This is a genomic window from Nitrosococcus halophilus Nc 4, assembly GCF_000024725.1.
In the GTDB taxonomy this organism is placed as follows: Bacteria; Pseudomonadota; Gammaproteobacteria; order Nitrosococcales; family Nitrosococcaceae; genus Nitrosococcus; species Nitrosococcus halophilus.
Genome location: NC_013960.1, coordinates 614,707 through 634,022 on the forward strand (window position 1 = coordinate 614,707; position 19,316 = coordinate 634,022).

Here is a 19,316-nt window from a genome sequence, read left to right on the forward strand (position 1 = left end):
GGATGTCTAAGTTTATGTATCACTATACTGAGTGCGGATTGCGAAATATTTATCTCAAGAACGGTTATTACCTACGTAAAACTCCATACGGCGAGACAGTCTCTATTGAGAACATGGAAGATTTACACGGCGCAATTGCCTGTGATCTGATCTACCACAAGCCGAAACTCACGGGCGCAGAGTTTCGATTTTTACGTAATGAGTTGTTGATGTCCCAGAAACGTCTGGCTGAATTATTAAGCACCAGTGAGCAGACGCTTTCCTTATGGGAGCGTAAGGGTAGGGTGCCCATGTGGGCAGACCGCATGATTCGGTTGGTGTATTTAGATTATTCGAATAAAAGTCCCGCTATCGTTAACTTGGTCGATCAGCTCAATCATCTCGATCGGAATGAATATCAAAAGGCGCGCACTTTTTCGGATACCGAATCAGGTTGGAAACCCGATCTAGCTGCCTAAATGGGCTAAAGCCTGTTAATACTGCGGGGATCGGAAATTTTCTTTCGCCTCTCCAGCAAAGGGCAAATCATTATCCCCAAATCTATCCGGGCGGTGCGTCATTGGGAGGCTGGAATGGAGTTCATTGTTGAAGAGCGGGACGATAGCATTATTCTTCGACCCCTAAAGCCCTTCCCTGCCACCTGCTTGGAAGAAGGACTAGGTTGTACGGGTTATCAAGGCAAAGCCAAATCCCTAGAGGAAATGGATAAAGGCATTGCCGAAAGCCTACGCTGGCGTTGGTCTAAAAAAGAAAAAAGATAATCGCCGTAGATACCTACGTGCTGGTATGCTGTGTAACTAACGACGATGAGATCCAGGCACGGCAGGCAATGGAGCTGCTAGGCTCCAATGAGATCCTGGTAACCAAAACAGTACTACTAGAGCTAAGATGGATTTTGCAAGCTGTTTATGAGCTACCGCTTAAGGCAGTATTGAAGGCTATGCTCCATATCCTCGGTTTACCTAATGTGCGAATTGAAAGGAATGAAAATAATTAAATGCAAAAATTTTATTCCCCTCCTCCCTCAGAAAGCGGGTAGAGATCATCTATATCCACCCGCAGCGTTTGAGCTATTCGCTTAAGCACCTTAATCGTCCCTTTCCGTTCTCCTTTTTCCATAGTAACGAGATGAGATTGGCTCAATCCAACTTGCTCGGCTAATTGCGCTTGAGTAAGCCCGCGATAGGTCCGCCAAACTTTAAGTGGGTTTTCTCCTGCCACCAAGCTTTCAACGACTTCTTGAGGGATATTCTCTTCATCAGCGGCTATCGCCTTATCATAAGCGGCAATATCATCCAACATTTCTGCTTTCTCCAGCAATGCCTGGTATTCTTCATAGGGCAGAACAGCCCATTCTGGCTTGCCGTTTCGTTTAATTACTTGCGCTGTCATTTATACACATCTCCTCTCGCTCCAATTGTCAGAACATGTGTTACTAAGCGTTTCTGCTCTATCTGATAGATAGCCCGCCAACCTCCTATTCTCAAGCGAAAACCCTCTCGGCCAGTGAGCGGATTGATGTCCAGGTCTTTTCGCGTGGGGTCTACCGCCAGCTTTTTAAATGACTCAATCACCTTTAAAGCCATTTTTCTAGGCATGCGCTGCAGCGATTTTTGCGCTGATTTTTTGTAGAGTATTGTATACATATTTTGGTTATCTCATAATGAGATAACTAATTCAAAAGCTAGATGAATTATTTGCGGCTCACTGATTGTTTTCAATCCTGCCTATGACAAAGTGACATAGAACGTCACTTTCTGTCCTCCCTCGACACCCCAAGCCCTGCCTTCTCTTTATTACTCCCAAGGTTCTAGTCCATATCACCAGCCTTACTTTGCGCTGTTAACTCCTGATTTTGTGAACCAGCCCCCATAAAGCCATCGCTCCTCTTGCCGAAATATAGGGATGGCACGCTGATTGCTCGATGGAGTATGCAGGCAGGTAAAGGATTTATCTGCTGCCAATATACAAATTTGGGTTTCCGTCAAATTAATTTCAAGGAGTCGCTCGTAATGAGAAAAGTACAACAGGGTTTTACGTTGATTGAATTGATGATCGTGGTGGCGATCATTGGTATCCTCGCTTCTATTGCAATTCCCGCTTATCAGGACTACACCATCAGAACTCAGGTGACAGAGGGCTTGAATCTGGCTGCCGAAGCAAAGCAAAGTATCGGCGATTTCTGGAGTGCGCGGGGTAGGTTGCCTGGCGATAATGCTTCTGCGGGATTGGCTGATGCAACGTCTATTACCGGTAATTATATCACCCAGATGGCGGTAGATAATGGCCAAATAGCCCTTACCTATGGCAACCGGGCTAACAGCAATATTGAGAATGGCATACTTACTTTGACACCCGCTCAGAATCAGGCAGGCAGTCTCGTCTGGCTTTGCGGTAAAGCGTACGATAGCAAAGACGATTCTAAGCTGCCAGAAATTTCTGGTGTAGGAAGCACACAAACTGATATTGAAGATAAATACTTGCCCACAGAGTGTCGCAGCTAAAAGCGATAGCCTAAGGTAAATGATAAGGGCCGTCCCAAAGTGGATGGCCCTTTCTTTATATGAGCCGTCATTAGACGGCCACTCATTTCACTCCCGAGGAGCCTTAATTCATGCTTAACCCTGCAAGCCGTTCTCATTCTAAGCTGGCAACAAGTTATAGCCTTATGGGGCTTTTAGGGGTGTTGTTCCTTACCTTCTTTCTCTATAGCCCAGGTCTTGGCGGCACATTTCTATTCGATGACGAACATAACATCACCGATAATAAGGCTATTCAGATTGAAGATATTTCCCCAGAAAGCCTTTGGCAGGCCGCTTTTTCCACTGAGTCCGGACCCCTCAAGCGACCCTTGAGTCTGTTGAGTTTTGCCTTTAACCATTATGTAAGCGGGCTAGACCCTTACGCTTTCAAGTTGGTTAACCTGTTCGTTCATCTGGCTACCGGCATTCTCGTTTATTTTACCGCCTGGCAATTGCTTGCCGCCTATCGGCGTTGTCAGCAGAAGATATTGAATGACACCACCATTTCCTGGATAAGCCTTGGATGCGCGGCCCTCTGGTTGCTGCATCCGCTAAATCTGACTCCGGTGCTTTACGTGGTGCAGCGGATGACCAGTCTCGCGGCTTTATTTACCTTTGCTGGTCTTGGCCTTTATGCTTGGGGTCGTCGACGGCAGATGGAAGGCAAAAACGGCTGGATCGCCATTGCGCTGGCTTTGTTTATCGCGCTGCCCTTAGGGGCATTGAGCAAGGAAAATGCGTTCCTGTTGCCGCTTTTCCTTCTGCTGGCGGAACTGACTTTGTTTCAGTTTAGTGCTGTTCGCCAAGGTACACGGCGACTGCTTATCGCAGGTCATGGATTGATTGTGGTGCTGCCCGTGATCCTGGGAGTCCTTTATCTGCTGTTTAACTTAGAATGGTTATTGGGAGGTTACGAGACCCGGGCGTTTACTTTGGGCGAACGCTTGCTGACCGAGGCCCGCGTTTTTTGGTATTACTTGCAGCTTATTTTTTTGCCGCGATTGGCCAATTTTAGTTTGTACCACGACGATTTCGCGATTTCCCACGGTTGGCTGGAACCCACCACCACCTTACCTGCGGTGCTTGGGGTCATCGCCCTGGGGATGGCTTGCCTGCTTTTGCGTAAGCGAGCGCCTGTGTTTGTTTTTGGTCTGGGATTTTTTCTCATCGGCCACAGTATGGAATCCACCATCTTTGGCCTAGAGTTGGTTCATGAGCACCGCAATTATGTCCCTTTATTTGGAATCGCCTTGATGCTTGCCTATGGCGCAGGGGTGTTGATCCCACAAAGGGGTTTGCGAATTTTTATGGCGAGCACAACCCTTGTTTTGCTTTCGACGATGACCGCCATCCGCGCCGATACCTGGGGTCATCCTTTGGAGCATCTGCTGGTCAGTGCCCGCCATCATCCCCACTCGGCCCGTACTCATTACGGTGCAGGGCAGCTGTACTTTGATCTGGCTTTGGCTGAAAAAAAGGAAGCTGACCGGGAAGTGTATTATCAACGGGGAAAAGAATTTTTTTCCCAAGCTTATCGCAATGATCCGCGCTTCCTAAGCGCTTTACTTGCCACATTGGCCATAAATTATACCTTTGAAAAATCAGTCAATGAAGCTCAAGTAAAATTACTGGCTCAGGAATTGGAGACCACGCCGTTAACGCCTTTTACCATTCATAATCTCCAGAAAACCAATCAATGTCATCTCGAGGGAGAGTGCCGGTGGCCAGCGGAGCAGTTAAAAATGCTCTTTAGCGCCGCGGTCAAAAATCCAACCCTGGTTCCCCAGGCAAAGGTCGTACTGCTGACGGAATATTCCATACTCTTGTTGGCGAAGGGGGATTTGAGTCAGGCATTGCAGGTGGCAGAGGAAGCCAAAAAAGTCAATCCGAGAGATCCTCAGCTCACACTAAATTACGCGGCGCTATTACGCTATGGGGGTCGTTACCAAGAAGCGCAAGCGGAGTATGCCGCGCTGAGTTCTTTGTCTCTTTCGAATCTTCATTCGCAGCGTTTACAGAAGGAGAAGAAAGCGTTAGAAGCATTGTTGGATGAATAAAAAAAGAGGTAATGTCATTGCTTGGGAAAATTCATTCGGGGCCGATTAAAAGAAAGTATGGTTCAGCTAATAAAAAGTAATCGTTCAGCCCCTACTTCTCGATGCTCTCTTACGGGGAACGGTTACAATGAAAACACCTTGCCCGTTAGGATCAATTTATGGCGCCGCCTACCCTGAGTATTGTTTTACCCGCTAAAAATGAAGCCAATAGCCTTAGAAAACTCTTACCAGCATTACGGGAAATTTATTCCGATGCGGAGATTCTCGTCGTCAATGATGGCTCTAGCGATGAAACCCTAGAGGTGGCCCAGGCTGCGGGGGCCAAGGTTGTGACCCATGCCTATAGTATGGGTAACGGGGCGGCGGTCAAACATGGCGCCCGTGCCGCTACGGGAGAAATCATTGTTTTCATGGATGCCGATGGGCAACATGACCCTGGGGATATTCCCCGTTTATTGGAACGCCTTTTTGAAGGTTTTGACATGGTTGTCGGAGCTCGAGATTCCACTTCTCAGGCTTCCTTAAGCAGACGGCTGGGTAATAGTTTTTATAACCGTCTTTCTAGTTGGGTCACAGGGCACCGGATTGAAGATTTGACATCGGGCTTCCGTGTTGTTCGAGCTAAACGTTTCCGGGAGTTTCTCTACCTGTTGCCCAATGGTTTTTCCTATCCGACCACCAGCACCATGGCTTTTTTTCGCGCAGGCTATCTGGTCAGCTATGTCCCTATTCATGCCAATAAACGGGAAGGAAAAAGTCATATTAATTTAGTTAAAGACGGGATTCGCTTTTTTTTAATTATATTAAAGGTGGCGACCCTCTATTCGCCATTAAAAGTATTTACCCCTATCAGTTTTGTCTTTTTTATGCTGGGTGCAGGTAATTATCTTTATACTTACCTGCTAGAGGGACGGTTTACTAATATGAGCGCGCTGATGTTTATTACCGCCATTCTCGTTTTTCTAATGGGATTGATTTCGGAGCAGATTGCTAATCTTTTGTACGCCAACACCTCCCAACGATAGTTTTCCCCTGAATGATGAAGCCTCTCAGCAAAAGTTTGGAGCAGAATAGGGGCGCTTTCCCGCGGCTCGACTGCTCCTCCGAACCGACAAGTAGTGTGGGCTATGCGCACGAAGAGGCTGAGAAAGCACGCCCAAAAATTTTAGTGATTACCCGCAATCTGCCTCCCTTGGTCGGCGGGATGGAGCGGTTGAATTGGCACATGATCGAAGAATTGGCCAAACGCGCCGAGGTGCGAGTGATTGGTCCCGAAGGCGCGGCGGCTATAGCGCCGGTAGGGGTTGTGCAACTGCGGGAAGCTCCACTGAAACCCTTGCCGGGTTTTCTGCTCGCGGCTCAGTGGCGCGCCTGGCGTGAGGCACGCGCCTGGCGACCCCATATCGTGCTGGCCGGCAGCGGCCTGACTGCGCCGATAAGCTGGTTGACTGCAAAATCTTGCGGGGCGCGCGCTGCTGTTTATGTGCATGGTTTGGATCTGGCAGTAAAACAATCGGTCTATCGCGCCCTGTGGCTACCCGCCATCCGCCGCATGGATAACGTCATTGCCAATAGCCATGCCACCGAAAAACTGGCTATCGATGCAGGTGTGGACCTTGCGCGTATTACCATTGTTCCTCCCGGCGTCGAGTTGCCGCAAGGCGAACTGGACCCGGAAGCAATCACCCGTTTTCGCGCCGAACACCAACTTGGTCAACGTCCCGTATTACTTTCCGTGGGCCGTCTCACCCGGCGCAAGGGTCTGCGTGAGTTCGTTGCGAATGTATTGCCCCAGATCGTCGCCGCCAGGTCAGATGTAATGCTGCTAGTGGTGGGTGATGCGCCCACACAATCCTTGCATGCCGAGTCCCAAACTCCCGAAAGCATCCAGGCGGCAGCCGACTCCAAGGGTATCGGTAACCACATCAAGTTTCTCGGCGTTATCACTGACCGCGACCGGCTTGCCACCGTGTATCAGTCAGCGGATGTTCACGTCTTTCCCGTGCAGCACATTCCCAACGATCCCGAAGGTTTCGGCATGGTCGCCATCGAAGCCGCAGCACAGGGCTTGCCCACGGTTGCCTACGCCACCGGCGGCATTGTCGATGCTGTGGCCGAAGGCAAGTCTGGATACCTCGTGGCTCCGGGTGATGATAGGGCCTTTGTAGGAGCAGTGATTCAGCTTCTGGAGCGATCGCTCCCGGCAGCGGTACTCCGGTTTCATGCTGAGGGGTTTTCCTGGAAACATTTTGGGAATGCAGTGTGGTCGCGAATTGGGGATGCTTTAAGTACCTATGAATAAAATATGAGGTTGTTTTGGGGGGGAGTTGATGGTGTTCCGCAAACCCGCTTTTCCTCCCAGAAAAAAGGTTTGCGGGGATTTCCCTGTCCCCTGGCTCCACGCCACCGGCTCGCTCCAGGAATATTTACTGAGATACTTATTCCCGCTTTCCAGTCTCTAAGATGCTATAGCGGTTCCCTAAAAAGTGATACCAAAATTGCTCAGCCTGGCTGTATTTCTCTTATAAGGGAAATGCCTAGAAGTTCTCCATGGATGGTGAACGACCCCCTAGCGAGGTCGCGAAGTGAAACGGCGCGCCGAGCACAAGGGCCACATAACGTGTTGTTCGCTGCGGCGCGTTTCGGTAACATCGACCCCAGGCTAGGGTGTGGTCTCAATAGGGAGGCCTTGGGGTTGTTATCAGAAGACCGGCCATGATGTAAAACCCGACCGGCACATCCATTATGGCTACCGCGAGGAGCGCGGGAAGTTAGGCCTGTCGAGGGGCACAGCCTCCCAGCGATACCAGGGTCGGCCTGGGACAATAGGGGTCTCGATGAAGCAGGAAACGCGCAGAGGACAACCGGGCAGGAGCCCGGTCGGCGAAAGCAGATAAGCCGATAATTGTCACTCATAAGCAGCGAACTCCGATATAACATTCCCTCCCCCTTGATGGGGGAGGGTAAGGGTGGGGGTGAATGCTTGAAACTCTTAAATTCCCCCTCCCTCCAAGGGAGGGGGGATAAGAAGGGGGGGTACACTCTTCTTCGTGCGCATGGCGCACGCTACTTGTCGGCTCGGAGGAGCCGTCAAACCGTGCGAAACTGACCCTATTCTGCTCAAAATTTTTGCCGGGATACTTAAGCTCGAGCGCCTGTTGCAAAGCCCTTGGTGGTTAAAGCACGTAAATGGGGCTCCATCTTGCCAATGATTTTGCTCCAGTCGTCGATAAGTAGCGCCGGTGGGGTAGGGTGTTGTAATTGCTGGCGAATGCAGCGGGTAAGATCTTCAATATTGTCGGTTTGATAAAGACATTGCGGGTGGTCGTGAAGCACATCGGTCATCGCGCCCACCCGTGTCGCGACGATGGCGATGCCGCATGCTGCCATCTCATAGGCTTTTTGAGGGAAACAATAGCGGCCAAACAAGCTGTCGCGCAGGTAGATGACGCCCACGTCCAAGGCATTGAAAAGCTGGGCAATCTGCCCATGGGCTAGCATGCCCAGGTAATGAACCCGTTCTCCATTGGGCGGTGGGCATTGAGGGTCTGTCGGTCCGGCCAGTACCAAATGCGATGAAGCATCGGTCGCCGCTAGTTGCTTCCAGGCGTCATACAGCGTGCCAATCCCTCTATTGCCTAGTAAGCCGCCGGCAGTGCCAATCAGGCGGGCGTTCGTGGGTAGCCCCAGTGCTTGTCGGCACTGGGTTTTGTCCAGGGGACGAAAGACCGTCTTGTCCACGGTGCTTGGCATACTGAGGACATTGCCACGGGCACGGTACTCCGAGAGCACGTGGTCAGCCAACATCTGACTGGTGGTCGTCACCAGCGGTGCCCCGCCCACGGCACGTCGCAGTAGGGTTTTTATGCCGGGGATGCGGGCCTGCCCGAAGCTTTCGAAATGATCGTAAAGATCGAGCGCATGGGGTACATCCAATTGCTGTCCCAGCCTGGCAGCCAGCGCCACATGGGGGATATCCGAAGCGCCAACGATGACATCGGGTCTGAAATAACGCAAACGCCGACGCAGATGGGCAGGATAAAGGACGGTGCCCATATCTAGGGGGCGGGATTCCCACTCCAGGAGGCCGGGGGAGGCATCATGGGACCAGGTTCCTCCGGGCGCACCTTGATAGCTGAGGCAGTATCCGCGCACCGTGTGCCCCAGTCGCGCCAACTGGTAGGGAATCTCGTATAGCCGCCCATAGCGATCATCAATCACATCCTTCCCCATGTAGCGGCGTTTGCAGAGAAAGGCTATACGCATGGTGTCCTGATCAGCCTTGTGGCGGCGATAGCAGTGCCATTGTCTGTATTCCTCGCTGAGCACGGTATTGTCGGAATGGTTTGCCAGCTAGAAACAGGGTTTCCCAGGGTAATTCCTCCAGGGCGGTATCGACGCCGGCAAGCGTATGTTGCAGTTTTTCCATATCGCCGCGCTCTATCTTCTATTATGACCCCGTCCCGATCAGCCGTTTTGCCGCCGCCAGCGCTGCGCCTACGACCTGATCCATGTTGTAGTAGCGGTATTGCGCTAGGCGGCCGACGAAGGTCACGCCAGACTCTTGCTCCGCCAGTGCTTGATAACGCTTGAACAGGGCCTCGTTTTCCGCGCGGGGCACTGGATAGTACGGTTCCCCCTGAGCCTGGGGGTATTCACGCACAATCGAGGTGCCGGTGTGCTGTTGCCCGGTCAGGTGTTTGAATTCGGTGATCCGGGTATAGGCGTGATCGTTGGGGTAATTGACCGTGCCGGTCTCCTGAAAACGCTCGGTATCGGTCAGGTGTTCGTGTTCAAAGCTCAGTGAGCGATAGGGCAGGTGCCCGTAGCGGTAGTCGAAGTAGGCATCAATGGGGCCAGTGTAAACGATATGTCGGGCCTTGATCCGGTTACGCACCTCGGTGAAATCCACTCCCAGCTCGACGCTGATGTTGGGGTGGTCAAGCATGGCCTCGAACATCTTGGTGTAGCCGTGTTTTGGCATGGCCTGGAAGTTATCGGTAAAGTAGCGGTCGTCGGTATTGGTCCGCACCGGAATACGCGCCGCCACGCCGGCCTTGAGCTGCGAGGGTTCCAGGCCCCACTGCTTGCGCGTGTAGTTGAGAAAAAACTTCTCGTAGAGGTCGCGCCCGACCGAGTTCAGCACGACATCTTCACTGGTGCTCACCGGCTCACGCGGCTCCCGTACACGCTCGAAAAAGTCAGCGGCGCTAGCTTCATCCAGTTCCAGCCCGTACAGTTGGTTCAGCGTGTCCCGGTTGATCGGAAACGGATACCGCACCCCATCCACCACACTGCGAACCCGATGCTCGTATGGCCGCCATTGGGTGAAGCGGGAAAGGTATTCGAATATGCGTTCGCCATTGGTATGGAAGATATGGGGACCATAGCGGTGGACCAACACGCCGTGGGCATCCGGCTCGTCATAGGCGTTGCCGGCGATGTGGGGGCGGCGCTCGATGACCAGCACCCGGTGCCCGGCCTCGGCCAGCTCGCGCGCCATGACGCTGCCCGCGTAGCCAGCGCCTATAACTAAAAAGGTATCAGTCATAGTTATCTGTAGTAGTAGGTACTTTCAGGCACTTAGGCCGAAACGGCGCAATGACGAAAATGCGTTCGAACCATAGTCAAGTTTGAGAGCGGAAAGTATTCGTAAGTCTGTATGGGTCATCAAGTTGATGCCGGCAGAAGCGCGCAGCGGGGACAATCGGTATATCCTCCACATGTTGTGCCCCAACGGAGCAGCCCTGATACAGGCTCGTACCCATTGCGAAGCTATAATGCGCTTCCCCTCTTTGTCGTCATTTGCCTTATATAACTTGAGGAGCCACGCCTCAATACCTTCAAGATCAGTTGTGTTATATATGGAAGACGGCGCACGAATTAGGTTGTGCAAGCGCTGTTCTTCCGGCGTGGCTTCAATTCCTTGTGCTTGCAATGCTTGCAGTCGTATTTGTCTTGTAACTATTTCCATGTCGTTACGCCTAGCTTGAGTAGCTTGCTGGGGATGGCGACGATAGCGAAGCAAAGGTTCAGGGATATTGGCAAGGCGGAATTTAGTGCTGGCACGAGCAAACAGATCATAATCTTCTGCAAGTTGGTACGCTTCACGGTATCGGAATTGTTCGAACACTTCTCGCCGCGCCATGACAGTGGGGTGGCAGATCGTATTTTGGAAAATCATGGCCGCGCGCAGGGCAGATTCCGTATGCGGCCAACGGACAGTTCGGGGTATTCCTTGTCCGAACTCGACGAACCAGCTTCCACAAAGATCGCAACTAGTTTGTTCGAGAAAAGAGATTTGTTGTGAAAGTCGGTTCGGCATGCATATATCGTCGGCATCCATTCGGGCGATGAATTTGCCTCTTGCCTCCTCTATCCCGTAATTCAAAGCATGGACAATTCCGGTGTTGCAATTTGCTGTGAGAAGCCGTAACCGTGCGTCAGTGTTGGCAATCTTGCGAATCCTCTTGACGCTTGAGTCGCTGGAGCCATCGTCAACGACGATCAGTTCGAGGTGTGTGTGGGTCTGAGTCAGAATACTATCAATAGCGCCTTCCACCCACCGCTGAGCGTTGAAACAAGGCATTACGACAGATAGAAGTGGAGTGCTCATGTGTTGTTACTCAGTTTAGAGTTTACTCTTGATGCTGGGCTCCTGACGATCAGTAGCCGATAAAGTTTCGAGTTGTGTCGAACACGCAGCGCACTGAGCCCGAATATGGCCAAGTATTGCCAAGGGCGGAACGCTCCGCACCTTGTGACTGGGGATCGAAGGAAAAGCCAGAACACGAGAGGCCCAAGCGCGGCTGCCCTTAGACAATATCTGTACCACATGCGCGCGATAATGCGTTGGGCCTCTGTTTTGCTATTGAATACCGTGAGCAGTTTGCAAAACCAGTCATCGGTGGCCCGAACGTGATTGATGGAGGCGGGCGGGTCGGGGTGGCTGATCAAAGTATGGATCTTCCTCTCGGCCTCCGTGAATGGCAGACCAGTGCGTTCAAGATACTTGGAGGCGATGGATGCTGCGGACTCCCACTGCTTCTGCTGCATACGAGCGGATATCTGCGTCGGATGGATACGATAGCGCACGAGTGGCGTGGGGATGTTGTGCATTATAGCCTCTGGAGCCATGCGAACCCATAGGTCGTAGTCTTCAGCAGGTACAGTGCTGGGATCGTACTGGTGCTGTTCCATTAGCTCGCGTCGCAACATCACCGTGGGTTGCGAAAACATTGGTGTGAAGAGTAATCCGGCCTTAATTTCCGTATCGTTGCTAGGAGCGCTCCACATCACCTCGGTATCCGTGCCGAACACAGTCATCCATCCACCGCACAAGTCAGCCTTTCCGGAGTCCAGTACAGCGACTTGCTGCTCGAAACGGGTAGGTAGCGCAATATCGTCGGCATCCATTCGTGCGATGTATTCGCCGGTGCTTTTCGGAATCAGCGTATTGATAGAATGGGCGACCCCTAGATTCCTACTGTTCTGGAAGAGGCGGATACGCCCATCATTCCGTGTGCATTGTTGGAGTTTTCTCCAGGTATCGTCGGTCGAGGCATCGTCGATAATTAGGAACTCGAAGTTAGGATATGTCTGCGCAGAAATGCTGGAAACTGCTTCAACGATATATGGTCCGCAGTTGTACGCTGACATAAGTACGGAAATCTTTGGCATTATATATTCCAATGCGAAAGATCGCGGCCTAGGAGTTTTTCCAAGAGTCTGACATCATCACGAAAATGGTGGGCTAGTTGCTCTCGAAATGCCTTGGAGAGGGGTTGCTTTCGGTTGATTACATTGAAACGGTTGATGGCATGATGGATTCCTATGCCCCCTGGAAGTCCCAGCGTCTGACGTACGCTTCGAAGTGCTCTGAGCGATTGTTCCAACCACATCCATCGGTATCCTACACGTGTATTCAGGCGAGGGAATTCCATCCTTCCATCATCGGGTAAATCAAGCCAAGCAAGAAGCTTGCGGTAACATACATCTGGTCTGGAGGAGAAATCATCGTAGAGGATGACATGAACGAGTTCGCGTGGGACCAGTTGGAATAGGCGTTGAATTTGCCTGCCCAGCTTTGCTACTTCGCCGTATTGGAGAAGATCACCATCGGTGAATTCGCACGGTAAATATTTACCTTGCTTTCGCTTGTCCTGAAGGTACCAGGCTTGTTCAAAATCGAATATTTCAGTTCCATTTTTTACATGCTGGTTATGAAGGCTTTGAGCCAACTCAATAGGATTTCTTAAACTGATGATAAATCGAGGTTGCTCGCAATTGTCCAAAATCTCGGGGACTGCGGATTTTGAATACAAGTAGAGAGGTGATGCATCGCCCATATAGATAACATTTTCAGGTGCAGATACGAAAAGCCCTAAATACGATTCCCAATCACGAATTTTTTGGGGAATATGGGAAAGCGCTAGATCTTTATCAAAGAAATCTGGCTCCTTAGTGCCAGATTGTTCGGCCATGAAGATCATGGGATGTCCCGCAAGATAGTGGCTCAATGCAGTTGTGCCGCATTTCGGGGCGCCAATGATGAATAAGTTTGGGATGCGTACTTTTTTTTGCATAGGGTGGCGTTTTAATGACATAGGACGCTCGGGCGTAGCTGAAGCCGGTTACATATCCAATACCACAGAATGGAATTCCAGATGACCAGGCTGATCGCTGTGGCGGTTGCATTATATATTCCAATGTGAAAGGTCCCGGCCTAGGAGTTTTTCCAAGAGTCTGACGTCATCACGAAAATGGTGCGCTAGTTGCTCTCGGAACGCCTTGGAGAGGGGTTGCTTTCGATTGATTACATTGAAACGGTTGATGGTATGATGGATTCCAATGCCCCCCGGCAGTCCTAGCGCTTGGCGTACGCTTCGAAGTGCTCTGAGCGATTGTTCCAACCACATCCATCGGTATCCTCCTACATATGTATTCAGTCGAGGGAATTTCATCCTTCCATCATCGGGTAGATTAAGCCAAGCGAGGAGCTTGCGATAACATACATCTGGTCTGGAGGAGAAATCATCGTAGAGGATGACATAAATGAATTCGCGTGGGACCAGTTGGAAGAGGCGCTGAATTTGTGCGCCTAGCTTTACTACTTCGCCGTATTGGAGAAGATCAACATCGATGAATTCGTGTGGTAAACATTTACCTTGCTTTCGCTTGTCCTGAAGGTGCCAGGCTTGTTCAAAATCGAGGATTTCAATTCCATGCTTCGCGCGCTGATTATGAAGACTTTGAGCCAGTTCAATAGGATTTCTTAAACTGACGATAAATCGAGGTTGCTCGCAATTATCCAAGATCTCGGGGACTGCGCATTTCGAGTATAAATAGAGAACTGATGCATCGCCCATATAGATAACATTTTCAGGTGCGGATACGAAAAGCCCTAAATATGCTTCCCAATCACGAATTTTTTGGGGGAGATGGGAAAGCGCTAGATCTTTGTTAAAAAAATTTGGCTCCTTAATGCCAGATTGTTCGGCCATGAAGATCATGGGATGTCCCGCAAGATAATGGCTCAATGCGGTTGTACCGCATTTCGGGGCGCCGATGATGAATAAATTTGGGATGCGTACTTTTTCTTGCATAGGGTGGTGTTTTAATGACATAGGACGCTCGGGCGTAGTTGAAGTCGGTTCCGTACCCAATACCACAGAACGATATTCCAGGTGATAAGACTAGTTGCTGTGGCGGTAGCGGCACCTTCCACGCCGAAGTGCGGGATCAGCAGTGTATTTAGCGCTACGTTGATGACAACGCTGATACCGACTCCCGCGGTGGAAAGATGTTCGTGCCCCGTCATGTTCAATATCGTGGCTGTCGGGCCGGCCAGCACATTGAATAATTGACCCAAGGTGAGAATTTGCAGGGCTACGGCGCCGGCTGCATAGGCAGGGCCGTAGAACAGGGTAATAATCTGATGCGAGAAAAGCGCAAATATGAGGGCGATCGGCAGCGTGAGCAAAAATACGCCCATGGCCGCCCCGGAAATTAGCCGTTGCAATTGGGCGTGCTCGCCTCTCTGATACAAACCTGCGATACGAGGAGCAATCACGGTATTGCTGGCCGCAAGAAAAAAAGCCACCAAATCTGCTGCTCGCGAGGTTACGGCATAGACACCGGCCGACTCTGCTCCCTGAAGTGCGCCCAGCATGATGAGATCGGTGCGGCTGTTTATCAAATACAGCATGCCGAGCCACATAAATGTCAGCCCTTGTCGAATGCTGGCGGGTGTGGGTTGATGACTCTGATGGGAATCTTCAAGGGTTTTGCGGAGCTGGGCGTGGTTGATTATCAGTGGCACAACTGATGTGCCTACCAATAGTGCGGTCAGTTCCATGGCGGTGATCCGGCCACTCCACAACAAAATAATGATGAGTGCCGTTAGCATCAGGGCGGGTGCTAGCAAGAGTTGTGCCCATTGACTTTGCACCACACGGTTCTGAGCCTGAAGCAACGACTGGCGTAGGGCGCCAAGATTGGCCAGCAGGGGAAGGGGGGCCGCGATCAAGAATAACCAGCGGGCCTCGGCGGCGGCGGGAATGAAAAAGGCGCTGGCCAAAACGAGTGCGGCAAATGCACCCGCCCAGGCTATTCTTTTGTCGGACCAGTGGAGTAGTCCACGGATGTTGGCAGGGTGGCGAGCCCCTTCACGAACGAGGTATCGAGGCAAGCCCAGGCTTGCTGGGATGGTGAGCATCGTTGCCCAAGCGATAACGTAGGCGTAAAGGCCGTAGTCATGGGGGCCGAGCGCTCGTGCGTATAGAAGGCTGGCGAGGAAAGCAAGGAGTACTGATCCAAGCTTTATCAATGACGAGCCGCCAGCGGCTCGCACTAGTCGGCCTCGCTCGCTGCCAGGTCGCAGATCAGCCCATAGACTGCGGATTAGTGGCTGGGCGCGCATTTCAGTGCCGTGGAATCTGAATGACCGTGCGAATTAATTCTAGTGGTGTACCCCACGTTTAAGTGTTTAAGAAGGCGTTGCTCGAACTCTTGCGCCAGCGGACCGTTATTAGCCAGCCAAAGGAAAAAAGAGATAGAGCCACCGCAATTATGCAAACGCAATTTTTGATTCCTTTCTTGGAGGCATTGTCAAAGGGGATAGCGGTAATTTACGTTCTTGGGTATTCACGACCTTCATGTATTTTCTTCCAATACTGAACTCCCAACGTTAACCGTCAGCCGTTGTTTCTTCCCAATACATTCTACTTTAGGACTACTCTACTAAGCCCTTCACTCTTGAAAACTGATAATCAAGAGTGGGGAATGTGGGTTCCAAGCATAGGATTATTTCATACAGTGCAATTAACGGCCTGGGGATAAAAACCTTGAATACCATTAATAATTGATATCAAAGCGAACCGTGGTTCCTCTATGCTGGCACGTTATGGCTGGGGAATGTCGCTTGAAATTAGATAGAATCTGATTTCAGAAATTATACTGGGGAAATGGATGCCGCTAGGCTAAAAAAGTAGCGTGCGCCATGCGCACGAACCTTCCTTTCCTCAAGGGCGGTATCGAAGCCGGCAAGGGTCCGCTTTAGTTCTTCCATATTCTCATACCACACCGAGAACTCAGCATACACGACCGGGTTGATCACCAGGTTGCCGCGTTCCGCGGCCCATTCCAGTTGCGCCAGTGACTAGTCCGCCCAGCTCGGATCGTTTTGCACCACATCGAGTAGCATGCAGGTGTCGACCAGGATCATTTTAGGCCGGGGTCGTTTGCGTCGGTATCGTAGCCACGCAGCACGTGCATCAATTCATCGGTGGTCCTGCCGGTATCGAGCGTGCCTCGCAGCTTGCCGAAACGATCCTTGCAGTGTGCTGGTGCGGTATCTTCTGCCGGACGGACGATCACCTCGCCGTTCGGTCCCAGCAAAAAGTCGACCGCCGATCCTGGGCGCAAGCCGAGGTAATCACGGATCTTCTTTGGCACCGTGACTTGTCCTTTTCTGGTAAGCGTCGTTGTCATGGCAAATCTCCACAGGGTATTATTTAATTAAAGTATTGTAATACCCACAGGTTACAGGGCGAGCGATAGCTTTGGCCAAATGTCAGTTCGACATAAGGGAAGGTTTATTTCCATTGCGCTGAATCGGGTGTAGGGTGAATTTGTTCACAGGGTTATGTCGAACTGGAGTGCTATCCGGATTTTGCTGGATACGCGATGCTTAATCCGGCCTGCGGTGCTTTTTGAAACGTCCCACGATGCCCTTTGCATCGAAACCCGGGAAGCTAGGATGCAGAGGAGTTTGACCTTTTTTCTGTGAAAATTGAAAGATGGGAAAAAAGAAAACGACGGTTTACCTGGATGAAGATCTTCTGCGGGCGACCAAGGTCATGGCTGCACGCTCTGGTCGGCGCGAATACCAAATCGTGGAAGAAGCCTTGCGGCGCTATCTGGGGTTAGAAAGTATTCGCACCATTGGGGCTCGCAGTGAGCTGGACGAAGATCAAGCCCTGGTTCTGGCTTATCGGGAAATCCACGCCGAGCGCAGGCAGAGGTAGATGCTCTGGGCCGTGCTCGATCCCGGTGTTCTGATTGCGGCCATCCTCTCTCCAAAAGGGGTTTTGTTTTTCTGGTTTCTCATCCCTCCTCTTCGTGCGCATGGCGCACGCTACATGCTGGTGTATGTTGCGCAGCGTTCCGATAGGGATATTCTTGCAAGGATGTGGCACCCCCCCATGGCTAGCTTTCTTAACCTGAGTTCTGGATAACTACATGGGCTCATTATTGCAGGAAACACTGCGTTTAGATTCTTGTCGGAGCGGTTGTAGGGGCGGCTTCAGCCGCGAACAAAATGTGCATCGGGGCTCCAAGGGGGCGCGGCTGAAGCCGCCCCTACAGAAGGCATTTGAGACCAGAGGAGATTGTGGCCTCACAGCACCCACGTAGGCGAAGGCAGGATGCTCTTTTCCGTCCCCTCTCCCGCCAGGGGAGAAGGTGAGGATGAGGGGGGCATTTTAATTAAAGAACGTTGTTCATTTAAACGGGAATGAAACCGACATTCGCCCTCTTGTCCCCCTCAGCTTACTAACAACCGGAGACATCCATCGCTTAGCCTGAATTCAGGCTTCTTAGGCCTATTGTGCCACTTAACTTTTGTGGCTCTGGGTGCTGTTTCACCGCGCTACGTTTATGTGGTCGTAAGACAGAATACCGCCGGTTTAGTTGTGCTTCTTACGCATTGCCTCTTCGGCGACCTTTGCCAGAAATCCGGAACGGCTCATCTGGTGTGCCTTTGCATATTCATCGATGCGGCGCACCAAGGCTTCGGGCAGAGAGATATTGATGCGCACCGCCTTGGGGCGTACGCGGGAGAAATCAATATCCACCATCATCCACACACCGCCCTCGAATTCTGGGCGCTGCACCAATTCCTCCAGCGGTGTGGGAGGTGGGATCTCCATTGTCTCTCCCTCGAAATACAGCTCTACTGCCTCCTGAATTTTGGCGGGCAGTTCCTCCCAGGAATCAGCCGCAGAGAAACATCCGGGGAAATCCGGAAAGGTTACTCCGTGGGCATGCTTATTATCACCTGGATGAATATAGACCGGATACAACATGTCTTACCTCCACTTCCATCCAGCTTGCCGGTAGATATTGCGTAGCGTGCCGATAGGGATATCCTTGCGCGGATGTGGTACGACCACATGATTGTGTTTCACAGGATGTTTGAACTTCATATGATCTCCCTTGCCACCTACTCGCTTCCACCCTTCGCGCTCCAGCCGCTGTATCAGTTCCGTGCTATTCATATTGTGTAATTCTACATAACCCCGAGGGCTTCCGTAGCCTGGAATGATGTTTGGATTTTGGCTTATCGTGTGCATAGCATAATAGTGGTAGCAGCATGGTGCTATTTTAAAATAGTCATGCCTTTGTTTAGTGATCGTGCGCACGGTGCACGCTACTTTTGTCAAGTCTTTTTTCCATGCGATTTAGCCAGTTGCGCAGGAGCTTATGATAGGCACCTAGGCGGGAGAATATCTTCTTAGCAAGAGCCTCATTATATGTATAGGAGGTGAGATTACGGTCGTCTGCCATTTGCAGCGCAAGGCGTGATTCAGCCTCATCGAAAAGACTTGCTTGCAGGGAGGCTCTAATGACCGTCTTCGGGGATGCCACATCTATTCCCTCCACGACTTGGAGGTACCGCTGGGCGGTCTTCCAAACTGCCTCGAAGCTAAATTCAAAGCGTTGTATGCCGGCATCACGCTCGATATCGTTAGGCTGAGGTAGATCAGCCAGTTTTTCAAACTGTGAAAGCGCTTTACGGGCGGTGCCAATTCTTTGTCTTAACCTTTCCATTGCACACCTTTTTCGAGGACACGCCGGCGGAATGTTTCGGAGGCCTGTGAAAGATCGACAAGATCCACATGATAGATGATTTGGCTTTCCTCGAGAGCTTCTCGAATTTCCGCAAGCAAACTCGTGGGTAACGGGTAATGGGGGTCTATGCCAATATCGATATCCGAGTAGCGGCCCATGGTTCCGTCTGCCCTAGAGCCAAATAAGTAGATATCCGCCTTTATTCCACCTAGTTTTTCTTGCACGATTCGTTGAGCTTCTGCGATGTCCCATTGGGGGGCTTTTTTCGGGGGGGGATTCATTATCGCTGTTTGTATGGTCTGAAAATTTTGAATTCATCAATAATAAAGCCTATGTTCCGCATATCCTAAGTTTGAGGATATGTTATCGGCCCGCTTTTCGCCAA

The 19,316-nt window shown here is 51.2% G+C and carries 24 protein-coding genes; 9 read left to right on the plus strand and 15 right to left on the minus strand.

Features of this window, described 5'->3' with window-relative positions; all coding sequences use genetic code 11:
- The first annotated feature begins 2 nt into the window (after nucleotides 1-2).
- The 3 genes from NHAL_RS02960 to NHAL_RS02970 are packed head-to-tail and all read left to right on the plus strand — an operon-like array spanning nucleotide 3 to nucleotide 997.
- Nucleotides 3-458: a helix-turn-helix domain-containing protein gene (locus NHAL_RS02960; protein ID WP_203434353.1), complete on the plus strand. Its 456-nt coding sequence runs from the start codon at nucleotides 3-5 to the stop codon at nucleotides 456-458.
- Between the two features lie 36 nt (nucleotides 459-494).
- Entirely contained in the window at nucleotides 495-761 is a 267-nt protein-coding gene (locus NHAL_RS02965) for an AbrB/MazE/SpoVT family DNA-binding domain-containing protein (protein ID WP_013031683.1), read from the plus strand.
- 17 nt (nucleotides 762-778) lie between these two features.
- Nucleotides 779-997 (plus strand): PIN domain-containing protein, encoded by a 219-nt coding sequence (locus NHAL_RS02970; RefSeq protein WP_238985421.1) that lies wholly within the window; start codon nucleotides 779-781, stop codon nucleotides 995-997.
- An 11-nt stretch (nucleotides 998-1,008) separates the two neighbouring features.
- Here NHAL_RS02970 and NHAL_RS02975 read toward each other — a convergent pair whose 3' ends face one another.
- Nucleotides 1,009-1,392 (minus strand): helix-turn-helix transcriptional regulator, encoded by a 384-nt coding sequence (locus tag NHAL_RS02975; RefSeq protein WP_013031685.1) that lies wholly within the window; start codon nucleotides 1,390-1,392, stop codon nucleotides 1,009-1,011.
- Nucleotides 1,389-1,646: a type II toxin-antitoxin system RelE family toxin gene (locus NHAL_RS02980; protein WP_013031686.1), complete on the minus strand. Its 258-nt coding sequence runs from the start codon at nucleotides 1,644-1,646 to the stop codon at nucleotides 1,389-1,391. The genes NHAL_RS02975 and NHAL_RS02980 overlap by 4 nt, the downstream gene beginning before the upstream one ends.
- Before the next feature lie 366 nt (nucleotides 1,647-2,012).
- Here NHAL_RS02980 and NHAL_RS02985 point away from each other — a divergent pair, with 366 nt between their 5' ends.
- The 4 genes from NHAL_RS02985 (at nucleotide 2,013) to NHAL_RS03000 (ending at nucleotide 6,881) form a co-directional block, all read left to right on the plus strand.
- On the plus strand, nucleotides 2,013-2,504 hold the full coding sequence (locus NHAL_RS02985; protein ID WP_013031687.1) for a pilin: 492 nt from the start codon (nucleotides 2,013-2,015) through the stop codon (nucleotides 2,502-2,504).
- A gap of 110 nt (nucleotides 2,505-2,614) precedes the next feature.
- Nucleotides 2,615-4,579 carry a tetratricopeptide repeat protein gene (locus NHAL_RS02990; protein WP_013031688.1) on the plus strand — a complete coding sequence of 655 codons (1,965 nt, stop codon included), beginning with the start codon at nucleotides 2,615-2,617 and terminating at the stop codon, nucleotides 4,577-4,579.
- A 158-nt stretch (nucleotides 4,580-4,737) separates the two neighbouring features.
- The gene (locus NHAL_RS02995; protein WP_013031689.1) at nucleotides 4,738-5,604 is read left to right on the plus strand and encodes a glycosyltransferase family 2 protein; all 867 of its coding nucleotides are present in this window, start codon (nucleotides 4,738-4,740) and stop codon (nucleotides 5,602-5,604) included.
- Nucleotides 5,605-5,615: 11 nt separating this feature from the next.
- On the plus strand, nucleotides 5,616-6,881 hold the full coding sequence (locus NHAL_RS03000; RefSeq protein ID WP_013031690.1) for a glycosyltransferase family 4 protein: 1,266 nt from the start codon (nucleotides 5,616-5,618) through the stop codon (nucleotides 6,879-6,881).
- A gap of 839 nt (nucleotides 6,882-7,720) precedes the next feature.
- Here NHAL_RS03000 and NHAL_RS03005 read toward each other — a convergent pair.
- The 9 genes from NHAL_RS03005 to NHAL_RS03040 all read right to left on the minus strand — a co-directional run bounded on the left by NHAL_RS03005 (nucleotide 7,721) and on the right by NHAL_RS03040 (nucleotide 16,570).
- On the minus strand, nucleotides 7,721-8,845 hold the full coding sequence (locus tag NHAL_RS03005) for a glycosyltransferase family 4 protein (RefSeq protein WP_013031691.1): 1,125 nt from the start codon (nucleotides 8,843-8,845) through the stop codon (nucleotides 7,721-7,723).
- A 10-nt stretch (nucleotides 8,846-8,855) separates the two neighbouring features.
- The gene (locus tag NHAL_RS20900; RefSeq protein WP_157862473.1) at nucleotides 8,856-9,008 is read right to left on the minus strand and encodes a hypothetical protein; all 153 of its coding nucleotides are present in this window, start codon (nucleotides 9,006-9,008) and stop codon (nucleotides 8,856-8,858) included.
- Nucleotides 9,009-9,029: 21 nt separating this feature from the next.
- The gene (glf, locus tag NHAL_RS03010) at nucleotides 9,030-10,130 is read right to left on the minus strand and encodes a UDP-galactopyranose mutase (protein ID WP_013031692.1); all 1,101 of its coding nucleotides are present in this window, start codon (nucleotides 10,128-10,130) and stop codon (nucleotides 9,030-9,032) included.
- A 24-nt stretch (nucleotides 10,131-10,154) separates the two neighbouring features.
- Nucleotides 10,155-11,195, minus strand: a complete 1,041-nt coding sequence (locus NHAL_RS19600; protein ID WP_013031693.1) for a glycosyltransferase family 2 protein — start codon at nucleotides 11,193-11,195, stop codon at nucleotides 10,155-10,157.
- A complete protein-coding gene (locus NHAL_RS19605; RefSeq protein ID WP_013031694.1) occupies nucleotides 11,192-12,259 on the minus strand; it encodes a glycosyltransferase family 2 protein in 1,068 nt (355 codons plus the stop codon). Before NHAL_RS19605 ends, NHAL_RS19600 begins: the two co-directional genes overlap by 4 nt.
- Nucleotides 12,259-13,185 carry a sulfotransferase family protein gene (locus NHAL_RS03025; RefSeq protein WP_013031695.1) on the minus strand — a complete coding sequence of 309 codons (927 nt, stop codon included), beginning with the start codon at nucleotides 13,183-13,185 and terminating at the stop codon, nucleotides 12,259-12,261. Before NHAL_RS03025 ends, NHAL_RS19605 begins: the two co-directional genes overlap by 1 nt.
- Before the next feature lie 90 nt (nucleotides 13,186-13,275).
- Nucleotides 13,276-14,184, minus strand: a complete 909-nt coding sequence (locus NHAL_RS03030) for a sulfotransferase domain-containing protein (protein WP_238985422.1) — start codon at nucleotides 14,182-14,184, stop codon at nucleotides 13,276-13,278.
- An 11-nt stretch (nucleotides 14,185-14,195) separates the two neighbouring features.
- Complete coding sequence (locus tag NHAL_RS03035) at nucleotides 14,196-15,500, minus strand: flippase (RefSeq protein WP_013031697.1); 1,305 nt, start codon at nucleotides 15,498-15,500, stop codon at nucleotides 14,196-14,198.
- Nucleotides 15,501-16,300: 800 nt separating this feature from the next.
- On the minus strand, nucleotides 16,301-16,570 hold the full coding sequence (locus NHAL_RS03040) for an AbrB/MazE/SpoVT family DNA-binding domain-containing protein (RefSeq protein ID WP_013031698.1): 270 nt from the start codon (nucleotides 16,568-16,570) through the stop codon (nucleotides 16,301-16,303).
- A 308-nt stretch (nucleotides 16,571-16,878) separates the two neighbouring features.
- Between NHAL_RS03040 and NHAL_RS03045 the strand changes: the two genes are divergently transcribed.
- Both NHAL_RS03045 and NHAL_RS03050 read left to right on the plus strand, forming a co-directional pair.
- Nucleotides 16,879-17,106, plus strand: coding sequence for a ribbon-helix-helix domain-containing protein (locus tag NHAL_RS03045; RefSeq protein WP_013031699.1), 228 nt, complete (start codon nucleotides 16,879-16,881; stop codon nucleotides 17,104-17,106).
- Nucleotides 17,107-17,316, plus strand: coding sequence for a hypothetical protein (locus NHAL_RS03050; RefSeq protein WP_013031700.1), 210 nt, complete (start codon nucleotides 17,107-17,109; stop codon nucleotides 17,314-17,316).
- 450 nt (nucleotides 17,317-17,766) lie between these two features.
- On the opposite strand, the gene NHAL_RS03055 is transcribed toward NHAL_RS03050, so the two are convergent.
- From NHAL_RS03055 to NHAL_RS03070, 4 genes are read right to left on the minus strand one after another with little or no spacing between them, the layout of a single operon-like run.
- Nucleotides 17,767-18,165 (minus strand): type II toxin-antitoxin system HicB family antitoxin, encoded by a 399-nt coding sequence (locus tag NHAL_RS03055; protein ID WP_013031701.1) that lies wholly within the window; start codon nucleotides 18,163-18,165, stop codon nucleotides 17,767-17,769.
- Nucleotides 18,166-18,168: 3 nt separating this feature from the next.
- The gene (locus NHAL_RS03060) at nucleotides 18,169-18,432 is read right to left on the minus strand and encodes a type II toxin-antitoxin system HicA family toxin (RefSeq protein WP_338040068.1); all 264 of its coding nucleotides are present in this window, start codon (nucleotides 18,430-18,432) and stop codon (nucleotides 18,169-18,171) included.
- A gap of 52 nt (nucleotides 18,433-18,484) precedes the next feature.
- Nucleotides 18,485-18,910: an HI0074 family nucleotidyltransferase substrate-binding subunit gene (locus tag NHAL_RS03065; protein ID WP_013031703.1), complete on the minus strand. Its 426-nt coding sequence runs from the start codon at nucleotides 18,908-18,910 to the stop codon at nucleotides 18,485-18,487.
- Nucleotides 18,898-19,212 carry a nucleotidyltransferase family protein gene (locus tag NHAL_RS03070; protein ID WP_013031704.1) on the minus strand — a complete coding sequence of 105 codons (315 nt, stop codon included), beginning with the start codon at nucleotides 19,210-19,212 and terminating at the stop codon, nucleotides 18,898-18,900. Before NHAL_RS03070 ends, NHAL_RS03065 begins: the two co-directional genes overlap by 13 nt.
- Nucleotides 19,213-19,316: the final 104 nt, after the last annotated feature.

Excerpts from the sequence above, each read along its gene's own strand:
- NHAL_RS02960 (WP_203434353.1), top strand. The coding sequence starts at position 3 with ATGTCTAAGTTTATGTATCACTATACTGAGTGCGGATTGCGAAATATT.
- NHAL_RS02975 (WP_013031685.1), bottom strand. The coding sequence starts at position 1,392 with ATGACAGCGCAAGTAATTAAACGAAACGGCAAGCCAGAATGGGCTGTT.
- NHAL_RS02980 (WP_013031686.1), bottom strand. The coding sequence starts at position 1,646 with ATGTATACAATACTCTACAAAAAATCAGCGCAAAAATCGCTGCAGCGC.
- NHAL_RS02985 (WP_013031687.1), top strand. The coding sequence starts at position 2,013 with ATGAGAAAAGTACAACAGGGTTTTACGTTGATTGAATTGATGATCGTG.
- NHAL_RS02990 (WP_013031688.1), top strand. The coding sequence starts at position 2,615 with ATGCTTAACCCTGCAAGCCGTTCTCATTCTAAGCTGGCAACAAGTTAT.
- NHAL_RS02995 (WP_013031689.1), top strand. The coding sequence starts at position 4,738 with ATGGCGCCGCCTACCCTGAGTATTGTTTTACCCGCTAAAAATGAAGCC.
- NHAL_RS03000 (WP_013031690.1), top strand. The coding sequence starts at position 5,616 with ATGATGAAGCCTCTCAGCAAAAGTTTGGAGCAGAATAGGGGCGCTTTC.
- NHAL_RS03005 (WP_013031691.1), bottom strand. The coding sequence starts at position 8,845 with ATGCGTATAGCCTTTCTCTGCAAACGCCGCTACATGGGGAAGGATGTG.
- NHAL_RS20900 (WP_157862473.1), bottom strand. The coding sequence starts at position 9,008 with ATGGAAAAACTGCAACATACGCTTGCCGGCGTCGATACCGCCCTGGAG.
- glf (WP_013031692.1), bottom strand. The coding sequence starts at position 10,130 with ATGACTGATACCTTTTTAGTTATAGGCGCTGGCTACGCGGGCAGCGTC.
- NHAL_RS19600 (WP_013031693.1), bottom strand. The coding sequence starts at position 11,195 with ATGAGCACTCCACTTCTATCTGTCGTAATGCCTTGTTTCAACGCTCAG.
- NHAL_RS19605 (WP_013031694.1), bottom strand. The coding sequence starts at position 12,259 with ATGCCAAAGATTTCCGTACTTATGTCAGCGTACAACTGCGGACCATAT.
- NHAL_RS03025 (WP_013031695.1), bottom strand. The coding sequence starts at position 13,185 with ATGTCATTAAAACGCCACCCTATGCAAAAAAAAGTACGCATCCCAAAC.
- NHAL_RS03030 (WP_238985422.1), bottom strand. The coding sequence starts at position 14,184 with ATGCAAGAAAAAGTACGCATCCCAAATTTATTCATCATCGGCGCCCCG.
- NHAL_RS03035 (WP_013031697.1), bottom strand. The coding sequence starts at position 15,500 with ATGCGCGCCCAGCCACTAATCCGCAGTCTATGGGCTGATCTGCGACCT.
- NHAL_RS03040 (WP_013031698.1), bottom strand. The coding sequence starts at position 16,570 with ATGACAACGACGCTTACCAGAAAAGGACAAGTCACGGTGCCAAAGAAG.
- NHAL_RS03045 (WP_013031699.1), top strand. The coding sequence starts at position 16,879 with ATGGGAAAAAAGAAAACGACGGTTTACCTGGATGAAGATCTTCTGCGG.
- NHAL_RS03050 (WP_013031700.1), top strand. The coding sequence starts at position 17,107 with ATGCTCTGGGCCGTGCTCGATCCCGGTGTTCTGATTGCGGCCATCCTC.
- NHAL_RS03055 (WP_013031701.1), bottom strand. The coding sequence starts at position 18,165 with ATGTTGTATCCGGTCTATATTCATCCAGGTGATAATAAGCATGCCCAC.
- NHAL_RS03060 (WP_338040068.1), bottom strand. The coding sequence starts at position 18,432 with ATGCACACGATAAGCCAAAATCCAAACATCATTCCAGGCTACGGAAGC.
- NHAL_RS03065 (WP_013031703.1), bottom strand. The coding sequence starts at position 18,910 with ATGGAAAGGTTAAGACAAAGAATTGGCACCGCCCGTAAAGCGCTTTCA.
- NHAL_RS03070 (WP_013031704.1), bottom strand. The coding sequence starts at position 19,212 with ATGAATCCCCCCCCGAAAAAAGCCCCCCAATGGGACATCGCAGAAGCT.